The 16,376-nt window shown below is 59.5% G+C and carries 15 protein-coding genes and 1 pseudogene; 7 read left to right on the plus strand and 9 right to left on the minus strand.

Annotation, left to right across the window (positions count from 1 at the left end):
* Window positions 1–606: 606 nt before the first annotated feature.
* Entirely contained in the window at window positions 607–2,523 is a 1,917-nt protein-coding gene (locus EOC83_RS31775; protein ID WP_063170812.1) for a PAS domain-containing sensor histidine kinase, read from the minus strand.
* Window positions 2,524–2,779: 256 nt separating this feature from the next.
* Between EOC83_RS31775 and EOC83_RS31780 the strand changes: the two genes are divergently transcribed.
* Both EOC83_RS31780 and EOC83_RS31785 read left to right on the plus strand, forming a co-directional pair.
* Window positions 2,780–4,219, plus strand: a complete 1,440-nt coding sequence (locus EOC83_RS31780) for an ATPase domain-containing protein (RefSeq protein WP_013525068.1) — start codon at window positions 2,780–2,782, stop codon at window positions 4,217–4,219.
* Window positions 4,216–5,271 (plus strand): sensor histidine kinase, encoded by a 1,056-nt coding sequence (locus EOC83_RS31785; RefSeq protein WP_063170811.1) that lies wholly within the window; start codon window positions 4,216–4,218, stop codon window positions 5,269–5,271. Before EOC83_RS31780 ends, EOC83_RS31785 begins: the two co-directional genes overlap by 4 nt.
* 35 nt (window positions 5,272–5,306) lie before the next feature.
* Here EOC83_RS31785 and EOC83_RS33480 read toward each other — a convergent pair whose 3' ends face one another.
* Both EOC83_RS33480 and EOC83_RS33485 read right to left on the minus strand, forming a co-directional pair.
* A complete protein-coding gene (locus EOC83_RS33480) occupies window positions 5,307–5,492 on the minus strand; it encodes a recombinase family protein (protein WP_063170810.1) in 186 nt (61 codons plus the stop codon).
* 368 nt (window positions 5,493–5,860) lie between these two features.
* Window positions 5,861–6,052: a recombinase family protein gene (locus EOC83_RS33485; RefSeq protein ID WP_244514443.1), complete on the minus strand. Its 192-nt coding sequence runs from the start codon at window positions 6,050–6,052 to the stop codon at window positions 5,861–5,863.
* 267 nt (window positions 6,053–6,319) lie between these two features.
* On the opposite strand from EOC83_RS33485, the gene EOC83_RS31795 reads away from it, so the two are divergent.
* The 3 genes and pseudogenes from EOC83_RS31795 to EOC83_RS31805 all read left to right on the plus strand — a co-directional run bounded on the left by EOC83_RS31795 (window position 6,320) and on the right by EOC83_RS31805 (window position 7,908).
* Complete coding sequence (locus tag EOC83_RS31795) at window positions 6,320–6,634, plus strand: YMGG-like glycine zipper-containing protein (RefSeq protein WP_013525070.1); 315 nt, start codon at window positions 6,320–6,322, stop codon at window positions 6,632–6,634.
* Window positions 6,635–6,813: 179 nt separating this feature from the next.
* Window positions 6,814–7,428 carry a methyltransferase domain-containing protein gene (locus EOC83_RS31800; protein WP_024504651.1) on the plus strand — a complete coding sequence of 205 codons (615 nt, stop codon included), beginning with the start codon at window positions 6,814–6,816 and terminating at the stop codon, window positions 7,426–7,428.
* A gap of 173 nt (window positions 7,429–7,601) precedes the next feature.
* A pseudogene (locus tag EOC83_RS31805) lies at window positions 7,602–7,908 on the plus strand (nuclear transport factor 2 family protein).
* A 312-nt stretch (window positions 7,909–8,220) separates the two neighbouring features.
* Here EOC83_RS31805 and EOC83_RS31820 read toward each other — a convergent pair.
* The 6 genes from EOC83_RS31820 to EOC83_RS31845 form a co-directional block, all read right to left on the minus strand.
* On the minus strand, window positions 8,221–8,568 hold the full coding sequence (locus tag EOC83_RS31820) for a hypothetical protein (protein ID WP_063170809.1): 348 nt from the start codon (window positions 8,566–8,568) through the stop codon (window positions 8,221–8,223).
* A gap of 83 nt (window positions 8,569–8,651) precedes the next feature.
* Window positions 8,652–9,083 carry a hypothetical protein gene (locus EOC83_RS33490; RefSeq protein ID WP_244514442.1) on the minus strand — a complete coding sequence of 144 codons (432 nt, stop codon included), beginning with the start codon at window positions 9,081–9,083 and terminating at the stop codon, window positions 8,652–8,654.
* A gap of 416 nt (window positions 9,084–9,499) precedes the next feature.
* Window positions 9,500–10,810: an HlyD family type I secretion periplasmic adaptor subunit gene (locus EOC83_RS31830; protein WP_063170808.1), complete on the minus strand. Its 1,311-nt coding sequence runs from the start codon at window positions 10,808–10,810 to the stop codon at window positions 9,500–9,502.
* The gene (locus EOC83_RS31835; protein ID WP_063170807.1) at window positions 10,810–12,555 is read right to left on the minus strand and encodes a type I secretion system permease/ATPase; all 1,746 of its coding nucleotides are present in this window, start codon (window positions 12,553–12,555) and stop codon (window positions 10,810–10,812) included. The genes EOC83_RS31830 and EOC83_RS31835 overlap by 1 nt, the downstream gene beginning before the upstream one ends.
* 101 nt (window positions 12,556–12,656) lie before the next feature.
* The gene (locus tag EOC83_RS31840; protein WP_063170806.1) at window positions 12,657–14,048 is read right to left on the minus strand and encodes a family 16 glycosylhydrolase; all 1,392 of its coding nucleotides are present in this window, start codon (window positions 14,046–14,048) and stop codon (window positions 12,657–12,659) included.
* Window positions 14,049–14,359: 311 nt separating this feature from the next.
* Entirely contained in the window at window positions 14,360–14,641 is a 282-nt protein-coding gene (locus EOC83_RS31845; RefSeq protein ID WP_244514441.1) for a hypothetical protein, read from the minus strand.
* A gap of 297 nt (window positions 14,642–14,938) precedes the next feature.
* Between EOC83_RS31845 and EOC83_RS32975 the strand changes: the two genes are divergently transcribed.
* Both EOC83_RS32975 and EOC83_RS31855 read left to right on the plus strand, forming a co-directional pair.
* Complete coding sequence (locus EOC83_RS32975) at window positions 14,939–15,460, plus strand: hypothetical protein (RefSeq protein WP_156949288.1); 522 nt, start codon at window positions 14,939–14,941, stop codon at window positions 15,458–15,460.
* Between the two features lie 20 nt (window positions 15,461–15,480).
* Window positions 15,481–16,376, plus strand: an 896-nt coding sequence (locus EOC83_RS31855; RefSeq protein ID WP_127326032.1) for a lipid kinase, incomplete at its 3' end; no start/stop codon positions are given.

Genomic DNA, 16,376 nt, shown 5'->3' on the forward strand with positions numbered 1-16,376 from the left:
GTTTTAGCTCCGTGAGCGGCACTTCACCTCAAAGTGCCGTGGCGGCCGGCGCAGAGGTGCGCGAACGTTGGCGCCGACCAACAGAATCTGAGCGGTCATGCCTCGCGCTGGTGGAGTATATCGGCCCTTCGGGAACCACAGTGACGCCAAACGCAACGACCCGGAGAAGTCGGTGCGCACAGTCATTCATTTACAATATTAGCGCAGGCTGAAACTCGGACATGCAGGGTAGCTCGTACATGCCCTTAGCCCCGGTGAAGACCCAGCGCCGGCGCTTTTCTGTTTCGCTGCTGGGTAGGCCTGTCCGCACTCCTGCTTGACTGCGCGACTGCGAGAACAACGCCTCGCGGGTTCCCAAGCCTTGCAAACAGTTAGATCCGGGAGCTAAAGTGCGGCATAGGCTGGTAGGGCAGGCGACCAAAGCGATCTTTCGAAGAACGAAGTCGTCCTCTCGCACGAATCGGCTGCTTGAACGTACACTTTCCATAGACCCTTCTGACCGCCGAGCAGGTTGCCGCTTCGCAAGTACTCTCAGAGAAAAATTGGAGGATCTTATCCCAGCTTGACGCATCAAGGAACTCAAAGGGGGTGGTGTCTAAGGCGACCCTACGCGACATTAGCGGCTGCTATTGCGTTCGCCAATTCTTCTTCAGTAAACGGCTTGCTGAGAATTTTGATGTCGCGAGTCCCCGGGAGTTCGGCGTAGCCCGTTGCTATAATGACGGGTACGTTCGGCCACTGGACTTTGATCGTATTCGATAGCTGCAGGCCCGTCATCTTCGGCATAGCATGATCCGTTATGACGAGGTCGAACGGCTGCTCCTCCAGCAACCTGAGGGCTGCCGCCGCAGAATGCGCCTCCGCGACAGTATGGCCGAGATCCTCGAGCATTGCCGCGGTATTCAAAAGGACCAGCGCATCGTCATCCACTGCCAGAATCCGCAGCGACGCCGTCTCAATGGCTTCCTCGGCAAGAACATCCGGCCCGCGCGCGACTTCCGAGCTCGCGGTGGCCACCGGCAGCCACAGTTCCGCCGTCGTTCCTGCTCCCTTGCGGCTCCTAAGCGTCAGGCGCCCGCCCATTTGTTCTGTCATCCCATGGACCATAGACAGACCGAGACCCGTGCCTTTGCCAACGCCTTTTGTGGTGAAGAACGGTTCTGTCGCCCGAGCTAGTGTTTCTTCGTCCATTCCTTCGCCAGCGTCTGCTACCGAGAGGCAGACATAATGCCCCGGGGCCAAGCCAGCCTGTTTGCTTTCGCCGACCTGTTCCATCCGAGTGGAGATGACGATCGTCCCACCATCAGGCATCGCGTCCCTGGCATTGACGCACAGATTGAGCAATGCGAGTTCGATTTGACTTTCATCAACCATCACACGATCAAGCGAGAGCGGAAATTTCGTCTCTATGATCGCCCTTGAGCCCAGCGATCGTTCCAAGAGATCCTTCATTCCGTGTATGAGCCCTATCAAATCGACAGGCTTTGGATCGAGTTGCTGCCGCCGGGCAAAGGCCAGCATGCGCTGCGTCAAGGACGCTCCCCGTCGCGCGCCGAGCACCGCGTTGTCGAGAAGACGCAGCAATTGTGGATCGTCGGGAAGCCGTTTGCGGAGCAGCTCAAGACTTCCCAGAATCGCCATCAGCAAATTGTTGAAATCGTGGGCGACGCCGCCCGTTAGCTTGCCGACCGCATCCATTTTTTGTGAATGGAAAAGGGCCTCACGGGCCTGATCCAAGGACTCCTGCGCCTTCTTCCGCTCCGTAATGTCGCGTGTGATCTTCGCGAACCCCAGGAGTTCGCCATCCTCGTGCCGAATGGCGTCGATGACCACGTGGGACCAGAACGTAGTTCCGTCTTTGCGTATACGCCAGCCTTCGCGCTCAACTCGCCCTTCACGGGCGGCGATCTCCAGGGCACTTTGCGGACTGCCCCGCTCACGGTCCTCGGGCGTGTAGAATTGCGAAAAGTGCTTGCCGATTATTTCGTCGGCCGAGTAACCTTTGATGCGTTCTGCACCCGAGTTCCAGCTCGTGATTACGCCTTCAGGATCAAGCATGTAGATCGCGTAGTCCGTCACGCCCTGAACCAGACGCTGGAACTGCTCCTGATTTTTCCGGATTTCCTCCTCCGCTTTCTTGCGCTCGGTAAGATCACGGGTGACTTTGGCGAAGCCGGTTAGTCTGCCGCTTGGATCGAGTATAGGATCAACCACAACGTGAGCCCAGAAAGGAGTCCCGTCGCGACGAACCCTCCAGCCCTCGGTCTCAAATTTGCCATCGCGGGCTGCTGTCTCCAGAGTCCGCGATGGAAGACCAGCTTCGCGATCCTCCTCCGTGTAGAAGCACGAGAAATGCTGACCGATGATCTCGCTCGCGGAATAGCCTTTGAACCGCTCGGCCCCCGCGTTCCAACTCGTCACGGTTCCCGAACGGTCCAACATATAGATCGCATAATCAGTAACGGCTTCGACGAGAACGCGGTAGCGATCCTCATCGGCTTTATCGACGGTCCCTTGAATCATACCCCATCCGTTCATTTGTTAACTCTGTGAAACTGCTGGCGTCTTGGATGGTTCCACAGACGATGGGAAGGCGTGCGCGCTGTGGCACAGGCCGTGACTGCCGTGGCCTGCAACGAGCTACTTGCCTGACGGGGGCGCGGCCGTTACAGAAATTGGAATTTCAGATACCGGGCCGGGCCGCCGATCGCTCCACCCAGTTCTACTTCGAACCTGTGATACTGGCGGCTTGCGATTCCTGTTTGGAGACGATGGCGGAATGACCGAGCGAAAGAAGCAGCCCGTTGTAAGTTCCGGCATTGCCGGCTTGGACGAAATTCTTCGCGGTGGATTGCCCGCTTCAAATTTCTACATCGTGCAAGGCGATCCAGGCGCAGGCAAGACGACCGCGGCGTTGCAATTCCTGCGCGCTGGTGTGGCAGCCGGTGAACGCTGCATCTATGTCAGCCTTTCGCAAACCGCCGCCGAACTGCAAGCGATTGCGTCCTCACACGGCTGGACGCTTGATGGCATCCGCGTTGAGGAATTGTCCGCTTCGGAGACCTTGAGCGGAGCGGCCGATCAGACGATTTTCCAGACTGCGGACCTTCGATTGGATGAGACGCGCAAGGCGATTGAACGCGCGATTGAAGAACACAAGCCACACAGGCTTGTTTATGACTCGCTGCTCGAGATCCGGCTGATTACCGGCGACACACCGAGGTTCCGGCGCGAGCTGATTGGTTTCAAGGCCTTCCTGGCCAAGCGGGGCATTGTGGCGGTGTTGCTCGACACCCAGACCAGCGGAGGCGATCACAATGGCGAGGAAATCGAGGGCATTGCCCACGGCGTGATCCGGCTTGATAAATCTCTCGAGGATTACGGCGGCGTGCGCCGGCGTGTTGAAGTCAGCAAAATGCGCGGCGTGCCGTTTGCAGACGGTTATCACGATATGGCCATTCGCGAGGGTGAAGGCGTTGTGGTGTTTCCGAGGATTGTGCCCGGGTCGCCTGCCGAAGTGACCAAGCCGCAACTGATCAAATCAGGGGTAGCCGCTCTCGACGAGATGTTCGGCGGCGGCCAGGAATCGGGAACCATAACGCTCGTGATTGGTCAGTCGGGGACAGGCAAGTCGACGATGTCGTCGCTTTACGCCACTGCCGCGCTTCAACGGAGCGAGAGCGTGGCCCTGTTCCTGTTTGAGGAGCGGCTGGAGACTTTCTTTCGCCGGTCCGAAGGCCTTGGGATGGATCTTCGGCAGTTCTACAAGGACGGCCAACTCGTCATCTACGATTTTAGTCCGAACGAAATCTCGCCCGGAGAGTTCGGCCAGATTGTGCAGCAAGTCGTCAGTCGCAACAATACCCGGGTAGTCGTGATTGACAGCTTCACCGGCTATCTGAATTCTCTTCCCCACCGGGAAAAGGCGGTGCTGGACATCCAGTCTCTCCTGAAACATCTCGCTCGCGCTGACGTGCTAACCATGCTCATTGTCGCCCAGCATGGTTTGCTCGGGCAGAATGTTGGGATCGACGTGGACGTCAGTTTTCTCGGCGACACCGTGCTTCTGCTGCGCATGTCCGAGCATGAAGGCCGCCTTAGGCGCAATATCACGGTCGTCAAGAAACGCCACGGTCCCCACGATCTCGATGTCCGGGAACTTTTCATCGCGAGTTCCGGCGTTTCCGTGGTTGCTTACAATCCTCTGCCCGAGACGTGAGCGACGTCGAGCGAAACGGGCTGGGAACACTGGATTGGGTGCTCATTTTGGCGCCTTACCGCAAGGATGCTGGTTACACCGCCTCCCTGCTGCAGGAACGTGGTTTACGGGCTCGAGCGGCGAGCCCCGAGGACTTAGAGGGATTGCTTGCACTGTCCCCTGGAGTGCTGGTTGTTACCCATGAAGCCTTAAATCCTCAGGCTATCGCAACAGTTGAAAGTTTCCTTCAGGCGCAGCCGAATTGGTCGGAAATTCCAATCGTTGTTTTGTTGGACCGTGGGGCACAGCAGTCACGCATCCAAGCGGCGCTGAGCGCTGCCTGGCCACGTTCACGTCAGATATACTATCAGCGTCCAGTGGCTGCGCTCGAACTAATAAGCGGAATCCAGTCGGCACTCCTCACCAGAATTCGCCAGCGCGACGTGCGTGACTATCTTGAGCGGGAGACGGAACTCCGCCTTGAACTAAATCATCGAGTGAAAAACATCCTGGCGACCGTCATATCCATCTTCGATATGACCAGGCGCGGTGCGATCTCGGCAGAAGGGCTTGCAGAAGACTTCAAAGGGCGATTGAGGGCCTTGTCGGATGTTCATTCTGCAGTTTTTGCTGCCGGTGGCGAGACCGTGGCCTTAACGGATGTCGCAAAATCGGTCCTCGCGCCATACCTTTCCAAGCAACAAACTGCCATCACGATCGACGGACCCGAGGTGCTGCTTTCGCGCGATGCCGGTACAACTCTCGCCCTCTCGCTTCATGAACTAGCAACAAACGCCATTAAATATGGCGGCTTGTCCCGCCCCGAAGGCAGGATACGAATGGAATGGAATATAACGGCGAGTTCGGAACCAGTGCTGACGCTGAGATGGATCGAATCAGGAGGACCGTCGGTAGTTCAACCCTCGCGAGTAGGATATGGAACACGCTATATGCGCGCCGCATTGACCAGCCTATTTGGAGAGGCTCCAGATCTTGTTTTCGCGTCGGATGGCCTGCGTTTCTCTATTCGCGGCCTACTGTCCCGCCTTGCACCCGATGAACGGCTAGGCTGATCGCGGCAGCGCCTACAATTTGGGCAGCGGAAATTCTAAGGTCGGTTGAGACCGGTGACCACTCCCTTGGCATTCAACGACCGCGCAATCTGAAGCTCGGTCCGACCAGCCTTCACGTATTCATGGTAGATCCAGCGCACCGCCGCAATTTCATCAGGTGGTCCAGGCACGAGGATGCCCCGATCCGTCTGGAGGCCCTTGTACTCTTTGAGAGCGAGCATGGTCTTTGTGCACCCAAGCTGGTCGATGAACCGGCGCCTCAGGCCCAGGCCGGCCGACCCTCCCTGCCGGTGTCACCATTCGAACGAGCCTGCACTGGCCGGCAAACACCTTGACCGACAACACCCGGCTGTGCTCGGCACGCCATCGTGCGCTTTATCGCCTTGAGCAGGTCTGATCCGATGCTGCCATCGTTTGCGAACTGTTCGCCAAAATATTCAATTCAACGCCGGCAACACGACACCGATACTCGTACGACGCACTCTCATCGGGGTTCGGGAATCGCCCCAGCGGCTCACATCGTAGACGATGACGATTCGAAATCCGCGTTCTTCGTTTCGACATCCGCCAACAGCCTTTGCTTCGAGGTTCAAGCGCAGCGACCGGCGTCCTCGTATGTGGCCACGGTGTCGTAGTTCATCGCATCCGCGAATTCACGGATTGCATCCTTCTGATTGTCGATCGAATAGCTCTGGTGGTCGGTGGACATTCGCAGGTATTGAGCTGCGCGCACGCGCTGTGCGTTCTCAGCAGGTCGACGGACCGTGTGCGCCTGTTCCATCATTTCGCGCCTGGAAGGCAGATTGAACGTTCGCTTGAACCGGACGATCCTAGCGGTATGAGGCTTCAATCTCGTTACACAATGATCGACACTTTGTACCGAATGGACTTGTCGCCATAAACGAGAAGCGCGGAAAATAGCAGGCAGGCTTCTATCAACACCCGAGAAACCATGTCTTTTATCGTGACGGCTCGTGCCCCCGTTCCGCCGCATTGCAGCCGCAGGTGGCAAGCCATAGGGATATCAGGCCTTCAAGGGAGACCTTACATGAACGTTCACAAAGTCATAGCCGCCGTGCTGATGACCGCGGCACTGGCCGGGTGCGCGCAGACCGAAGGCCAGCAGCGGGCCGGAACTGGCGCTCTGATCGGCGGCGCTGGCGGCGCCCTCGTCGGTCAGGCCATCGGCGGCAACACCGAAAGCACGCTCATCGGCGCTGCCGGCGGCGCCCTGCTCGGCGCCGTCGTCGGCTCGGCCACTACGCCGCAGCGTCGCGGCGAACAGATGTGCCGCTACCAGGACCGCCGCGGCCGCATCTACACGGCGCCGTGCGACGACAGGTACTACAACGGCGATTATTAAGCAGGGTTAGTCTGCTCATCCGTTGTCTGAGTGGGAAATGGGAACGGAAGCTCCACTGTGGGGCGGTGGCCCTGCTGGTACATTGTTTCTGGTCGCGCCGCCGGCGGCGGCGCTGCGTTGTCATCTTTTGCCCATAACATAGTGCTACCAGCAAGGACGGCGGGTCTCTGGAGGTCGTGATGACTGAGAGCCTTGCCGGCACCCTGAAGAGCCGTGGCAAACAGGCAGCCAAGCGGCTGCTTGGCTATGATTCCCGCAACTGGCTGCGTATCCGCCAGATCGAGGCTTTCAGCCTCTTTCTCGAAGCCAGCAACCGTAAATCCTCCGACGTGATCGAGATCTCGCCCGGCTGGAACCGCTATTGGCGCACAATGTGCTCCAACTACCGCTCTGTCGACTTCCCCGCCTTCGACATCTGCAACGACCGCACCGATGAGCAGTATTCGATCGTCATCGCCGACCAGGTGCTGGAACACGTGCAGCGTCCGCAGGCGGCGGTGCGGAACATCCACGCCATGACCCGACCCGGCGGTTGGGCGATGGTGGCAACGCCCTTCCTGTTTCGCGTGCACGCCAGACCGCACGACTACAACAGATGGACGCCCGCCGGACTCAAGCAGCTGATGGTGGACGGCGGCTTCCCCGAAGCCAACGTCAAGGTCCACGGCTGGGGCAACAAGGCCTGCGCCAGGGCCCATATCGGTGGCCCTGTTCGCGCCTACGGCCTGTGGCGGGATCTCAGTAACGACGAGGAATACCCGCTGATGGTCTGGGCGTTCGCTAAGAAGGGGTGAGTGGTGGAAGCCGCGCTCCATCCCGGTCATAGCCAGGGTGTCTGGCTGGACACTTGACCGGATCCGCCGCCAGTGACCTACTTCGAAATCCGAGGAGCCGTTCGCGAATGGACATTCGAGCCACATTGACGGAGCTTTGCGAGGCCTTCAATGCGCACGATCTGGACCGCATCATGGCGTTCTTTGCCGACGACTGCGTTCTGGAGATGCCAAGGGGGGGCCGAGCCTTGGGGAACGCGCTGCGAGGGCAAGCGCAGCGTACGAGACGCGCTAGCGACGCGCTTTGAGGGTCTGCCCGATGTGCATTACGGCAGTGGACAGCACTTTGCGGACGAGGCTGCCAGCACCGGCATGTCGAAATGGACCCTCACCGGCACCACCCGCGAGGGCGTCAAAAAGGAAGTTCGAGGTTGCGATTTCTACACATTTCGTGACGGAAAGGTGATCCGCAAGGACTCATACTGGAAGATCGTGGAGTAGGGGGTTGGCATTCCTGTCGGATCTTTTCGTTGTCCCGCATTCCAAAACAGGTGGATTACGCGATGCGCGTTTGCATCGCTGCACTCGCCGACGAAATGCCAACCTCAGAATTCCGGAACGCATTCAAAGTAGCTGCCAAGGATGAAACCACCTCCAGCTATTCCATGTCCGGCACGTCGCCACCCGCAAACAGAGTCGTCGGCTCGCCATAAGCCACCGAAGGGTTACCCTCGCGCGACCACGCAATGAGGCCAGCATGCTTGCCGGTTTGCAGGTCGCCGGTCTCATGACGGTGGAAGGCCGTGACCACGATCAGCCTGGTGCTTTCTGTTGGGAGAGTAAACTATTCAACCTGGAGGGTGTTTTTCCGCTGACCAACAGCCGGTTGAAGTTGAACGGCGCAGGGGGAAGCATCTCTGTCATCTCGAATAGAGGCACAGGGCCTTCCGGGTCCGGTGCTTTCTGCTTGGCCTTCAGGTCCGTGATCTCCTCGTCGCGCCGCGCAATCCGGCTTTCCAGATTGGCAATGCGCTCCGCAAGGAAATAGCGCCCCACGGCAAATCCGCCGGCGACGAACAATGCGGCAGACGTAGCAAAGGCCAACGGGTTAGCCGCCACCAGCGCAGAGTTGCTTTGTATGAAAGCGATAAGGTCATGCATGGCTAAAAAGCTCTCCTGTCACGCCGGGAACGATTCAACCTGCCGAGGTCGCGCGAGGGGTCGCAATACCAAGTCTCCTCCGATCAGTTTATGGGCAACTTCGTTTCCCGGCCTCGCCCTGCCGTGCGGAGCGCCGCGAGTGCGTCAGCACAAGCTGCCTCGGAGGTCGTTCCGTTCATCCGCGCTATCCTAGCCGCAGGGCGGGACTTCGCAATGTCCACGCCGGTCATCCTACAACAGGGGGCGTATCGTCGTAGCCAATGGAACCTATCCCCGGATGCCTGGGCTATGGCGAGTATCTGAGTCTCTGGCTCGCGGTTGTAGGCCATCAGCGCCTTCACGGTCTCAAGCGGGCTTTCGTAGCGGGCGACAAGCTTCACCGCTTCAGAGTGCAACTCGGCTTTGACCTCGGCATCGAAGTACATCGTTCCCATCGCGGTTCCTCCTAGCGTGTCGCACGCGTGATGGAGGGAGCACATCAAGTCGCTCCTAAGTTCGCCGTTGAGCAGGTTCATCCCTTTGAGCGCCTTACGTGATGATCGGCATGAGCATGGCAGTTGGCCTTTCCGGCAGGCTCGGGAAGTGAACAGAACGGGAACGTAAATGTCAAGCAAGAATTGACTCGGGCGAGGGGTCAATTCCTATTTTGGCCATGCCGGACGCGGCAGAACTCGGTCGGCTATGTCCTGGCATGCTGCAGCCACCCTCAAGGCGCGGCTCCACTCGGTCCTTAACCCCTAGGCCGGTTGAGCATTGAAGCCAACGTGCCCGCGTTCGACGTCCCCATGCCTTTTACCTCGGAGGCGGCCAGTGGATCGAGGCCAGCAGGGAGTCGTCGAGGATCAATAAACCGAAAGCAGCATTCTGCCAATTTCCCAGCCGATGAATGCTCGCGGCGGGAAGCGGCCGGTCGCTGCAGCCCAGGCGCGCTTCACTCCTCCCGGAATGCTCGCTGAATCTGATCGGCCAGGGGCTTGACGAGATAGGACAGCATCGTGCGGCTGCTGGTCGTGAAGAACACCTCGACCGGCATGCCGGGCGCCAGGGTCAGTCTTTTGAGTCTGGCAAGTTCCGTGCGCGGCAAAACGATATGCACAGTGTAATAACCGGCGCCGGTGCGCTCGTCGGTGCTGAGATCGGCGGAGATCTTGCTGACGCTTCCGTTGAGTTCAGGCGTGGTCCGCTGATTGAAGGCCGAAAGCCGCAGCGTCGCCTCCTGCCCCTGTTTCAGCTGATCGATGTCCTGTGGAGCGACACGGGCTTCGACGGTCAGTCGGTCCGCGACCGGCACGATGAGCATGACCGGTTCGCCCGCAGTGATGACACCCCCAATCGTATGTACGGCAAGCTGAAGGACGACGCCGGCCTGCGGGCTTCGAATGTCGATGCGCTTGAGCTGGTCCTCGGCCGATACCTTGCGTTCGACTAGCTCCGAGAGTTTTGCCTGGACCTCACGCAGCTCCGTGGCGACTTCGCTGCGCAGATCCTGATCGATCTGGATGATCTGCAGGCGGATTTCCGACGTGTGACCTTTCGACTGCGCTATCGCCGCGATCAACTGCCCGTGTTCAGCCTCCAGCCGCACGGCCTCGCGCTCGAGCGCGGTGATGCGATCGATCGAGACCAGCTTGCGCTCCCATAATGTGCGCATGCCCGCGAGCTCGGTTCCGATCAGCTTGATTTCCTGGCTCTTGGCGTCCTTTTGCTCGGTCAGGCCGGAGACTTCTTCGGCGAGCTGGGAGATACGTTCCGCCAACTGCGCCTTCTGGCCAGCGCGTGCCTGCCGGCGGAACTCGAAGAGCGACTGCTCTCCGGCCATTGTTCCGCTGACATCCGGATCGTCCCGCCGAGACATCAGCGACGGCGGAAAACCGATGGCGTCCGCACCATCGCGCTCGGCCTTGAGACGTGCCAGGCGGGCATCGAGTTCATCCGCGCTCTTGGTGACAATGGCCAGATTGGCGCGGGTGACTGTTTCATCCAGATGAATCAGAACCTGTCCCGCTTGCACGGCATCGCCTTCGCGCACGAAGATTTGGCCGACCACGCCGCCCGTCGGATGCTGCACCTTTTTGACGCTGGAATCGACAACCAGCTTTCCCGATCCAATGACCGCGCCAGAGAGGTCGATCACGGCGGCAAGGCTGCCCGCTCCACCGACCAGTAGGATGGAGGTCGCAATGCCGCCAAGCAGATAACGTCGAATGGCCCGGTCGACCACCGATGTCGCCCTCTCCGGCATCAGAGCGCCGCCTCTTCAGGACTTGGGACAACTTTCAACGGAACGCTGATGGGACGGGTCACATTGGTCATGATCTCATTCTTCGGGCCAAAGGCCTGAATGCTGCCGTTCGTCATGACAAGGATCTGGTCAAGACTTTGCAATGCACTCGGGCGATGCGCCACCACGATGGCCATGCCGCCTCTGTCGCGCACGCCTTGGATCGCCGCCGTCAAGGCGGCTTCGCCATCGGCATCGAGATTGGAATTCGGCTCGTCGAGTATGACAAGAAACGGATCGCCATAGAGAGCACGCGCCAAAGCGACCCTCTGTCGCTGGCCCGCCGAAAGCGCCGACCCGGCCTCGCCAATGCGCGTTTCATAACCTTCAGGCAGGTGAACCACCAGATCATGAACACCGGCGGCGCGCGCAGCGGTCAGTATTTTGTCCGAGGGGGGCCGGGGTTCGAAGCGAGCTATGTTCTCGGCAATGGTGCCGTCGAACAGCTCGACATCCTGCGGCAGATAACCGACATGCTTGCCTAGGTCTTCCGACGACCACTGGTCGAGCGTCGCACCGTCGAGCCTGACGGTACCGCGCACTGGCAGCCAGACGCCGGCGATGGCTCTGACGAGCGAGGATTTTCCCGAAGCGCTCGGACCGATGATGCCGAGGCCGGCGCCCTTCTCCAGCACGAAGCCCGCATCCTGGACGACAAGGCGGCGCTCGCCCGGCGGCGCCACACTGATGCGCTCTACCGAGAGGCGAAACGACGGCGGCGGCAGCGAGACAGTTGTTGCAGCCTCGGGCAGCAGCCCCAGAAGGTGGGTGAGGCGGGCCCCGGCCTGGCGGGCGCTGACGAAGCTCTTCCAATGCACGATCGCGAGTTCAATCGGTGCCAGCGCCCGGCTCATTATGATCGAGCTGGCAATCATGATGCCTCCTGTTGCCTCCTGATGGATGACGAGCCAGGCGCCGATCGCCAGGATGCCGGATTGAAGCATCATGCGCACGACTTTCGAAATCGTTCCGAGCGTCCCCGCCAAATCGCTCGCCTTGGCATTCGTCTTGAGATAGTCGTCGTTGACGGCAGACCAGCGATCGGCAATGCGTGGGCCAAAACCCATTGCCTGAAGCACCTCGACGTTGCGGCGTGTCGCTTCCGCCAGTGTGTTGCGCGAAGCGGCCTGGCTGTTAGCACGTTTCGCCGTCTCCCTCGTGCGTAGTTCCGCCAGTAAGGTCAGGGCAAACAGAATGATGGCGCCCAAGAGCGCGGTCATGCCGATCCAGAAATGGAACAGGAAACAGATTGCGAGATAAAGCGGCATCCAGGGCAGGTCGAACAGCGCGGTCGGCCCAGCGCTCGACAGGAACGATCGGACCTGATCGAGGTCCCGCAATGACTGCAAGCCATCGCCGGGAAGCTTCGTGCGCAACGGCAGACGCATCAGTGCGGTGTAGACCTGCCCGCTGAGCCGCGCATCGAGCGCCATGCCGATACGCACCAGCAGCCGCGATCGGATCAGCTCAAGAACGCCCTGGAAGAGGAACAGCGTGCCCGCAAACAAGCAAAGGCCGACAAGCGTCGGCACGCTGCGGCCGGGGATGACGCGATCGTAGACCTGCAGCATGAAGAACGAGCCGGTCAGCGCCAGGACATTGACGACCCCGCTCATCAAGGCGATGCCGGCGAATGCCCGCCGAAAGGAAGCCAATACGGCCGTGAGCGTTGTTCGCGGCGGCTCAGAAGGGCGGGAGTGAGACATCGTCCTTCACCTCGGGCCTAGTGCGGCGGCAAGCGGCAATGAACGCGTTCGAGACCAGTTGGTGAAGGATGTCGGTTTCACTCCATCTTCCAGCATGGCACCTAGATGAACCAGTCATTCAGCGCGTAGGCATGAACATAGTCGACGTGCATTTCAGAAGGGGTGGCAAGCCCGTCGGCGGGCGCTCCCGCCATGCCGCCGACAGCCTGGTCGACCAGCATATACATTGGCTTGTGCATGTCGGCAGGCGTTGGTGCGCGGGCAACTTCGACATCGTCGAAATACCAGACCAGTTCGCTTGGGGTCCAAAGCACCCCATATTTGTGGAACCCTGCGGTATCCGCTGCATATACGGTCGAGGTCACTTTTGTATGCGACCCCGTGGCATTCGAGTGGCTGGTCAGGGTGAGCTTGTTGGGATCCTGGCCGATCATCTCCACTGCGTCCAGTTCCGGCGGCCAGGAGCCATCCGCCGGAAGAAGCCAGAAGGCCGGCCATGCACCCTGCTTTTCGGGCATGTCGGCTCGAATTTCGAAATAGCCGTAGGTCTGTGCGAAGGAATGGTAGGTCGTCAGCAGACCTGACGTGTAATCATAGTTGTTTATGTAGGGCTTGATCGCATCGGGAGCCCGGGCGGCCGTAATGGTGAGAACACCGTCCTGTACGCTGAACGGGTTGACCGAACTCGTGGGGGCGTAGCTGGTGTCGATATACCACTGAAGCTCGCTGTTGGTGGTGAGCGAGCTGCCGTTCGGAGCACCCCACCAGAAGTTCGTATCCCAGGTCCCGCTAGAACCGCTGTGCAGGTTCAACGTATTGAACTCGTCCGAGAAGGTGAGCGTCAGATGCGACTTGTCCAGGGCGAGATCGAACTGGTTGGCGCTGAACTGGTCGATGGTCTTGTTCTCGAAGACGAGAAACTCGGTTGGCGACAGGGTAAGTCGGACGTTCGATCCCGACTGCACCATGGCGGCGTGCACCTGGTCGAAAGAGAGGAAGCCGTAGCCTCCGACGCGCACGGTGTCGTCGGCGCCGAAGTCGAGAATAAGGTCGCTGCCATTGCCTGGTTTGACGACGAAAATGTCAGCGCCGGAGCCACCCTTGAGAACGTCGTCGCCCTTCAAGCCGTCGAGCGTCTGCTGGCCGGAACCGCCGACGACGATATTGTTCAATGCGTTTCCGAAGGCATATTGTTTATCGCCGGTGACCGTCAGATTCTCAAAATTCGCCGGCAGCCTGTAGCTCATCCAGGTCGAGATCGTATCGATGCCCTCGTTGGGCAGCTCCGCCGCTTTGTTTTTCGCGGAGTACAGGTAGTAGATATCGTCGCCCTGGCCGCCATACATCGTAACGCTGACGCTGCCGTCGCCATACAGCGAATCGTTGTAGATGCTGCCGTAGAGGGCCGGGCCCGAATTCGTCGCCGAGTACCACCTTGCGGAGGACCCACTATAGGGGAGCGGAACGCCCTTGGCATTGGTTACGGCGGCCATTTTGCTTGCAGCTCCGTTGGTTTGTTCCAAGCCCTAACACGATGCAAGGCAAAAGGAGCCGATAGGTTTTGTCTTCAAACTCAGGAGGGTTATCAAAACGTAAATGCCCGAGGGGCAGGACGCGTCCGTCAGGCGAAGCTGGCTTGAGCGTGAAGTGGGGCGACTGGGGCCGGTTGGGCGAAGAGCGCGCACCAACGAGAATGCTGCCGAAACGTGGCAGGCTTCTGAGCGGAACCTTGGACCCGAATCGCAAGTTTGGCGGGACACCCGCGAGAGCCCTGCCCATCGGGCGCGGATGCGGGACCTTCCCCCTAGCCGCCGAACGCTTGCGGCCATTCCTCGCAGATCAGCGGCCGAGGGTCTGACCCGTTTCCATCTGAAATCCGCAACACCGAGTTCTGGAACGCGTCAAGGGCAGAGCCGTGGGTGATATCGACCAGCACGGCCGCTGCGGCTTCAACCTTATCGGCCGCTTCGTCTACCTTGTCGAAACGCATCAGCATTCGATCGTGGAGCATCGACAACCGCGTGGCGTGGTAAAGCACGCTGCGCTTATGGTAATCCGAGTCCAGCGGCTCAAACAGTATTGTCATGACGGCAACTCCTCGCCATTTCATGTCCATTCGGGGGTGATTTGGAGGCCGCCCGCGTATAGATATTGGTCTGGCGCTCCCGAGGCCTCCGTCACGCGCTGTTGAGCTGCCCGGACCCTGCAGCACAGGGCGATATTCACCACGCCATTTTTCCTGTCCGCTTCTTCCTTTGCGCGCCTCAACGATTTCTCAGCACGTTTGAAGCGCAACCTTGAACTGCCAAGTTTCAAGAATTTCAGCCATCGTTCCGCTTCCTATGCGGTTGCTTCCCTCGGCTGATAATTACGGCTGTTCTGTTTGGTTCCGGCCAATCGCGACCGGCTCCCAGATTTTACAGAGCCAGGCCGATCTGGCGCTGCCGATTTAAATCTCTCCGGCAATGGGCTTGAGCGCATCTTCTGTCTCAGGCTCCAGCGGGACGCCGGCGACGTTCCGGAGCATCAAAGCGGCGCGCTGAAGGACGGACTGCAAATCCGCCCCGGATATATCCGCGATGCGATCGACCGCGCTTCAACCTCTTCCGCGATAAATAGGCGCGCCGATGATCATTCCTTCGACCATGTCCTCTCCGAGGAGGTTTCAGCTTGTTTGGGAATGGCATGTGCTGGCCAAGTGGTCTATCTCACGCACCACCAGAACCTGTGCGAAATTGCCAGGACGGTTGTGCACGGCGTGACGGCCACGAACTCGGATAGCGATCCAGGGGCCGCTGGAGGTCAAAAAATTGCGCCGTTCGCAACCGCGGTGGAGGTAGGTCCGGAGAGCCAAAAACGTCGGCTGCGGTCGAATGAACAGCCGCCTTGTGTGCATGCGTTATGAACCATCGGATCGATCTTTGAATGAGCAAACTGGCCAAAAGGCGCGCATTGCTGCTCCTCAATCCAAAGGCGCGGCGCGGCCAGGAGCTGATCGCCCCGATTGTGGAGCGGCTGGAGCGCGGCCGGCTTTCTGTCACTGTCGAAAAGTTCGAGGCGTTGCCGGAGATCGCTCGTGACATCGTTCGCTTGCGCCAAACGGCGGACCTTGTGGTCGTGTGCGGTGGCGATGGTTCGTTGTCGGCGGCGGCGATGGCTGTAGTGGAAAGCCGCCTGCCGATGGGCATTATTCCTATGGGAACGGCTAATGACCTCGCTCGCACACTCGACATCCCTATGGATCTTCTGCAGGCCGCTGACGTGATCGTGCGGGGCCGACTCCGGCAGATCGATATCGGCACGGTCAATGGCAATGCCTTCTTCAACGTTGCGAGTATCGGACTCAGCACTGAATTGGCGAAGGGTCTGGATCCCACTTTGAAGAAGCGTTTCGGCAGGCTCGGCTATGCGCTGGCGGCGGTGAAAGTGTTGACGCGGGCCACGCGATTCCACGCGAAGATTATTGAGAAAGGCGCGTCGACCGACGTCGAAACCTACCAGATTGCGGTGGGAAACGGTCGCCATTACGGCGGCGGCAACGTGGTGGAAGAGACGGCCGAGATCGATGACGGACATCTCGATCTTTATAGCTTGGAAATGACGAACCTCTGGAAGCTGGCGCTGATGCTCCGCTCCTTCCGGTCTGGAAGGCATGGCGCCTGGCGAGAGGTGCGCACGGCTAGGTGCGTCGAGTTCGACATCGAGACGGAGAAGCCGATGCCGGTCAACACCGATGGTGAGATCGTCACCTCGACACCAGCCCATTTCAAGGTCCATCCAAAGGCGATCTCGGTCTTCGCGCCTGCGCCCGTCGGCATACG

Source organism: Mesorhizobium sp. Primo-A, from assembly GCF_003997175.1.
In the GTDB taxonomy this organism is placed as follows: Bacteria; Pseudomonadota; Alphaproteobacteria; order Rhizobiales; family Rhizobiaceae; genus Mesorhizobium; species Mesorhizobium ciceri.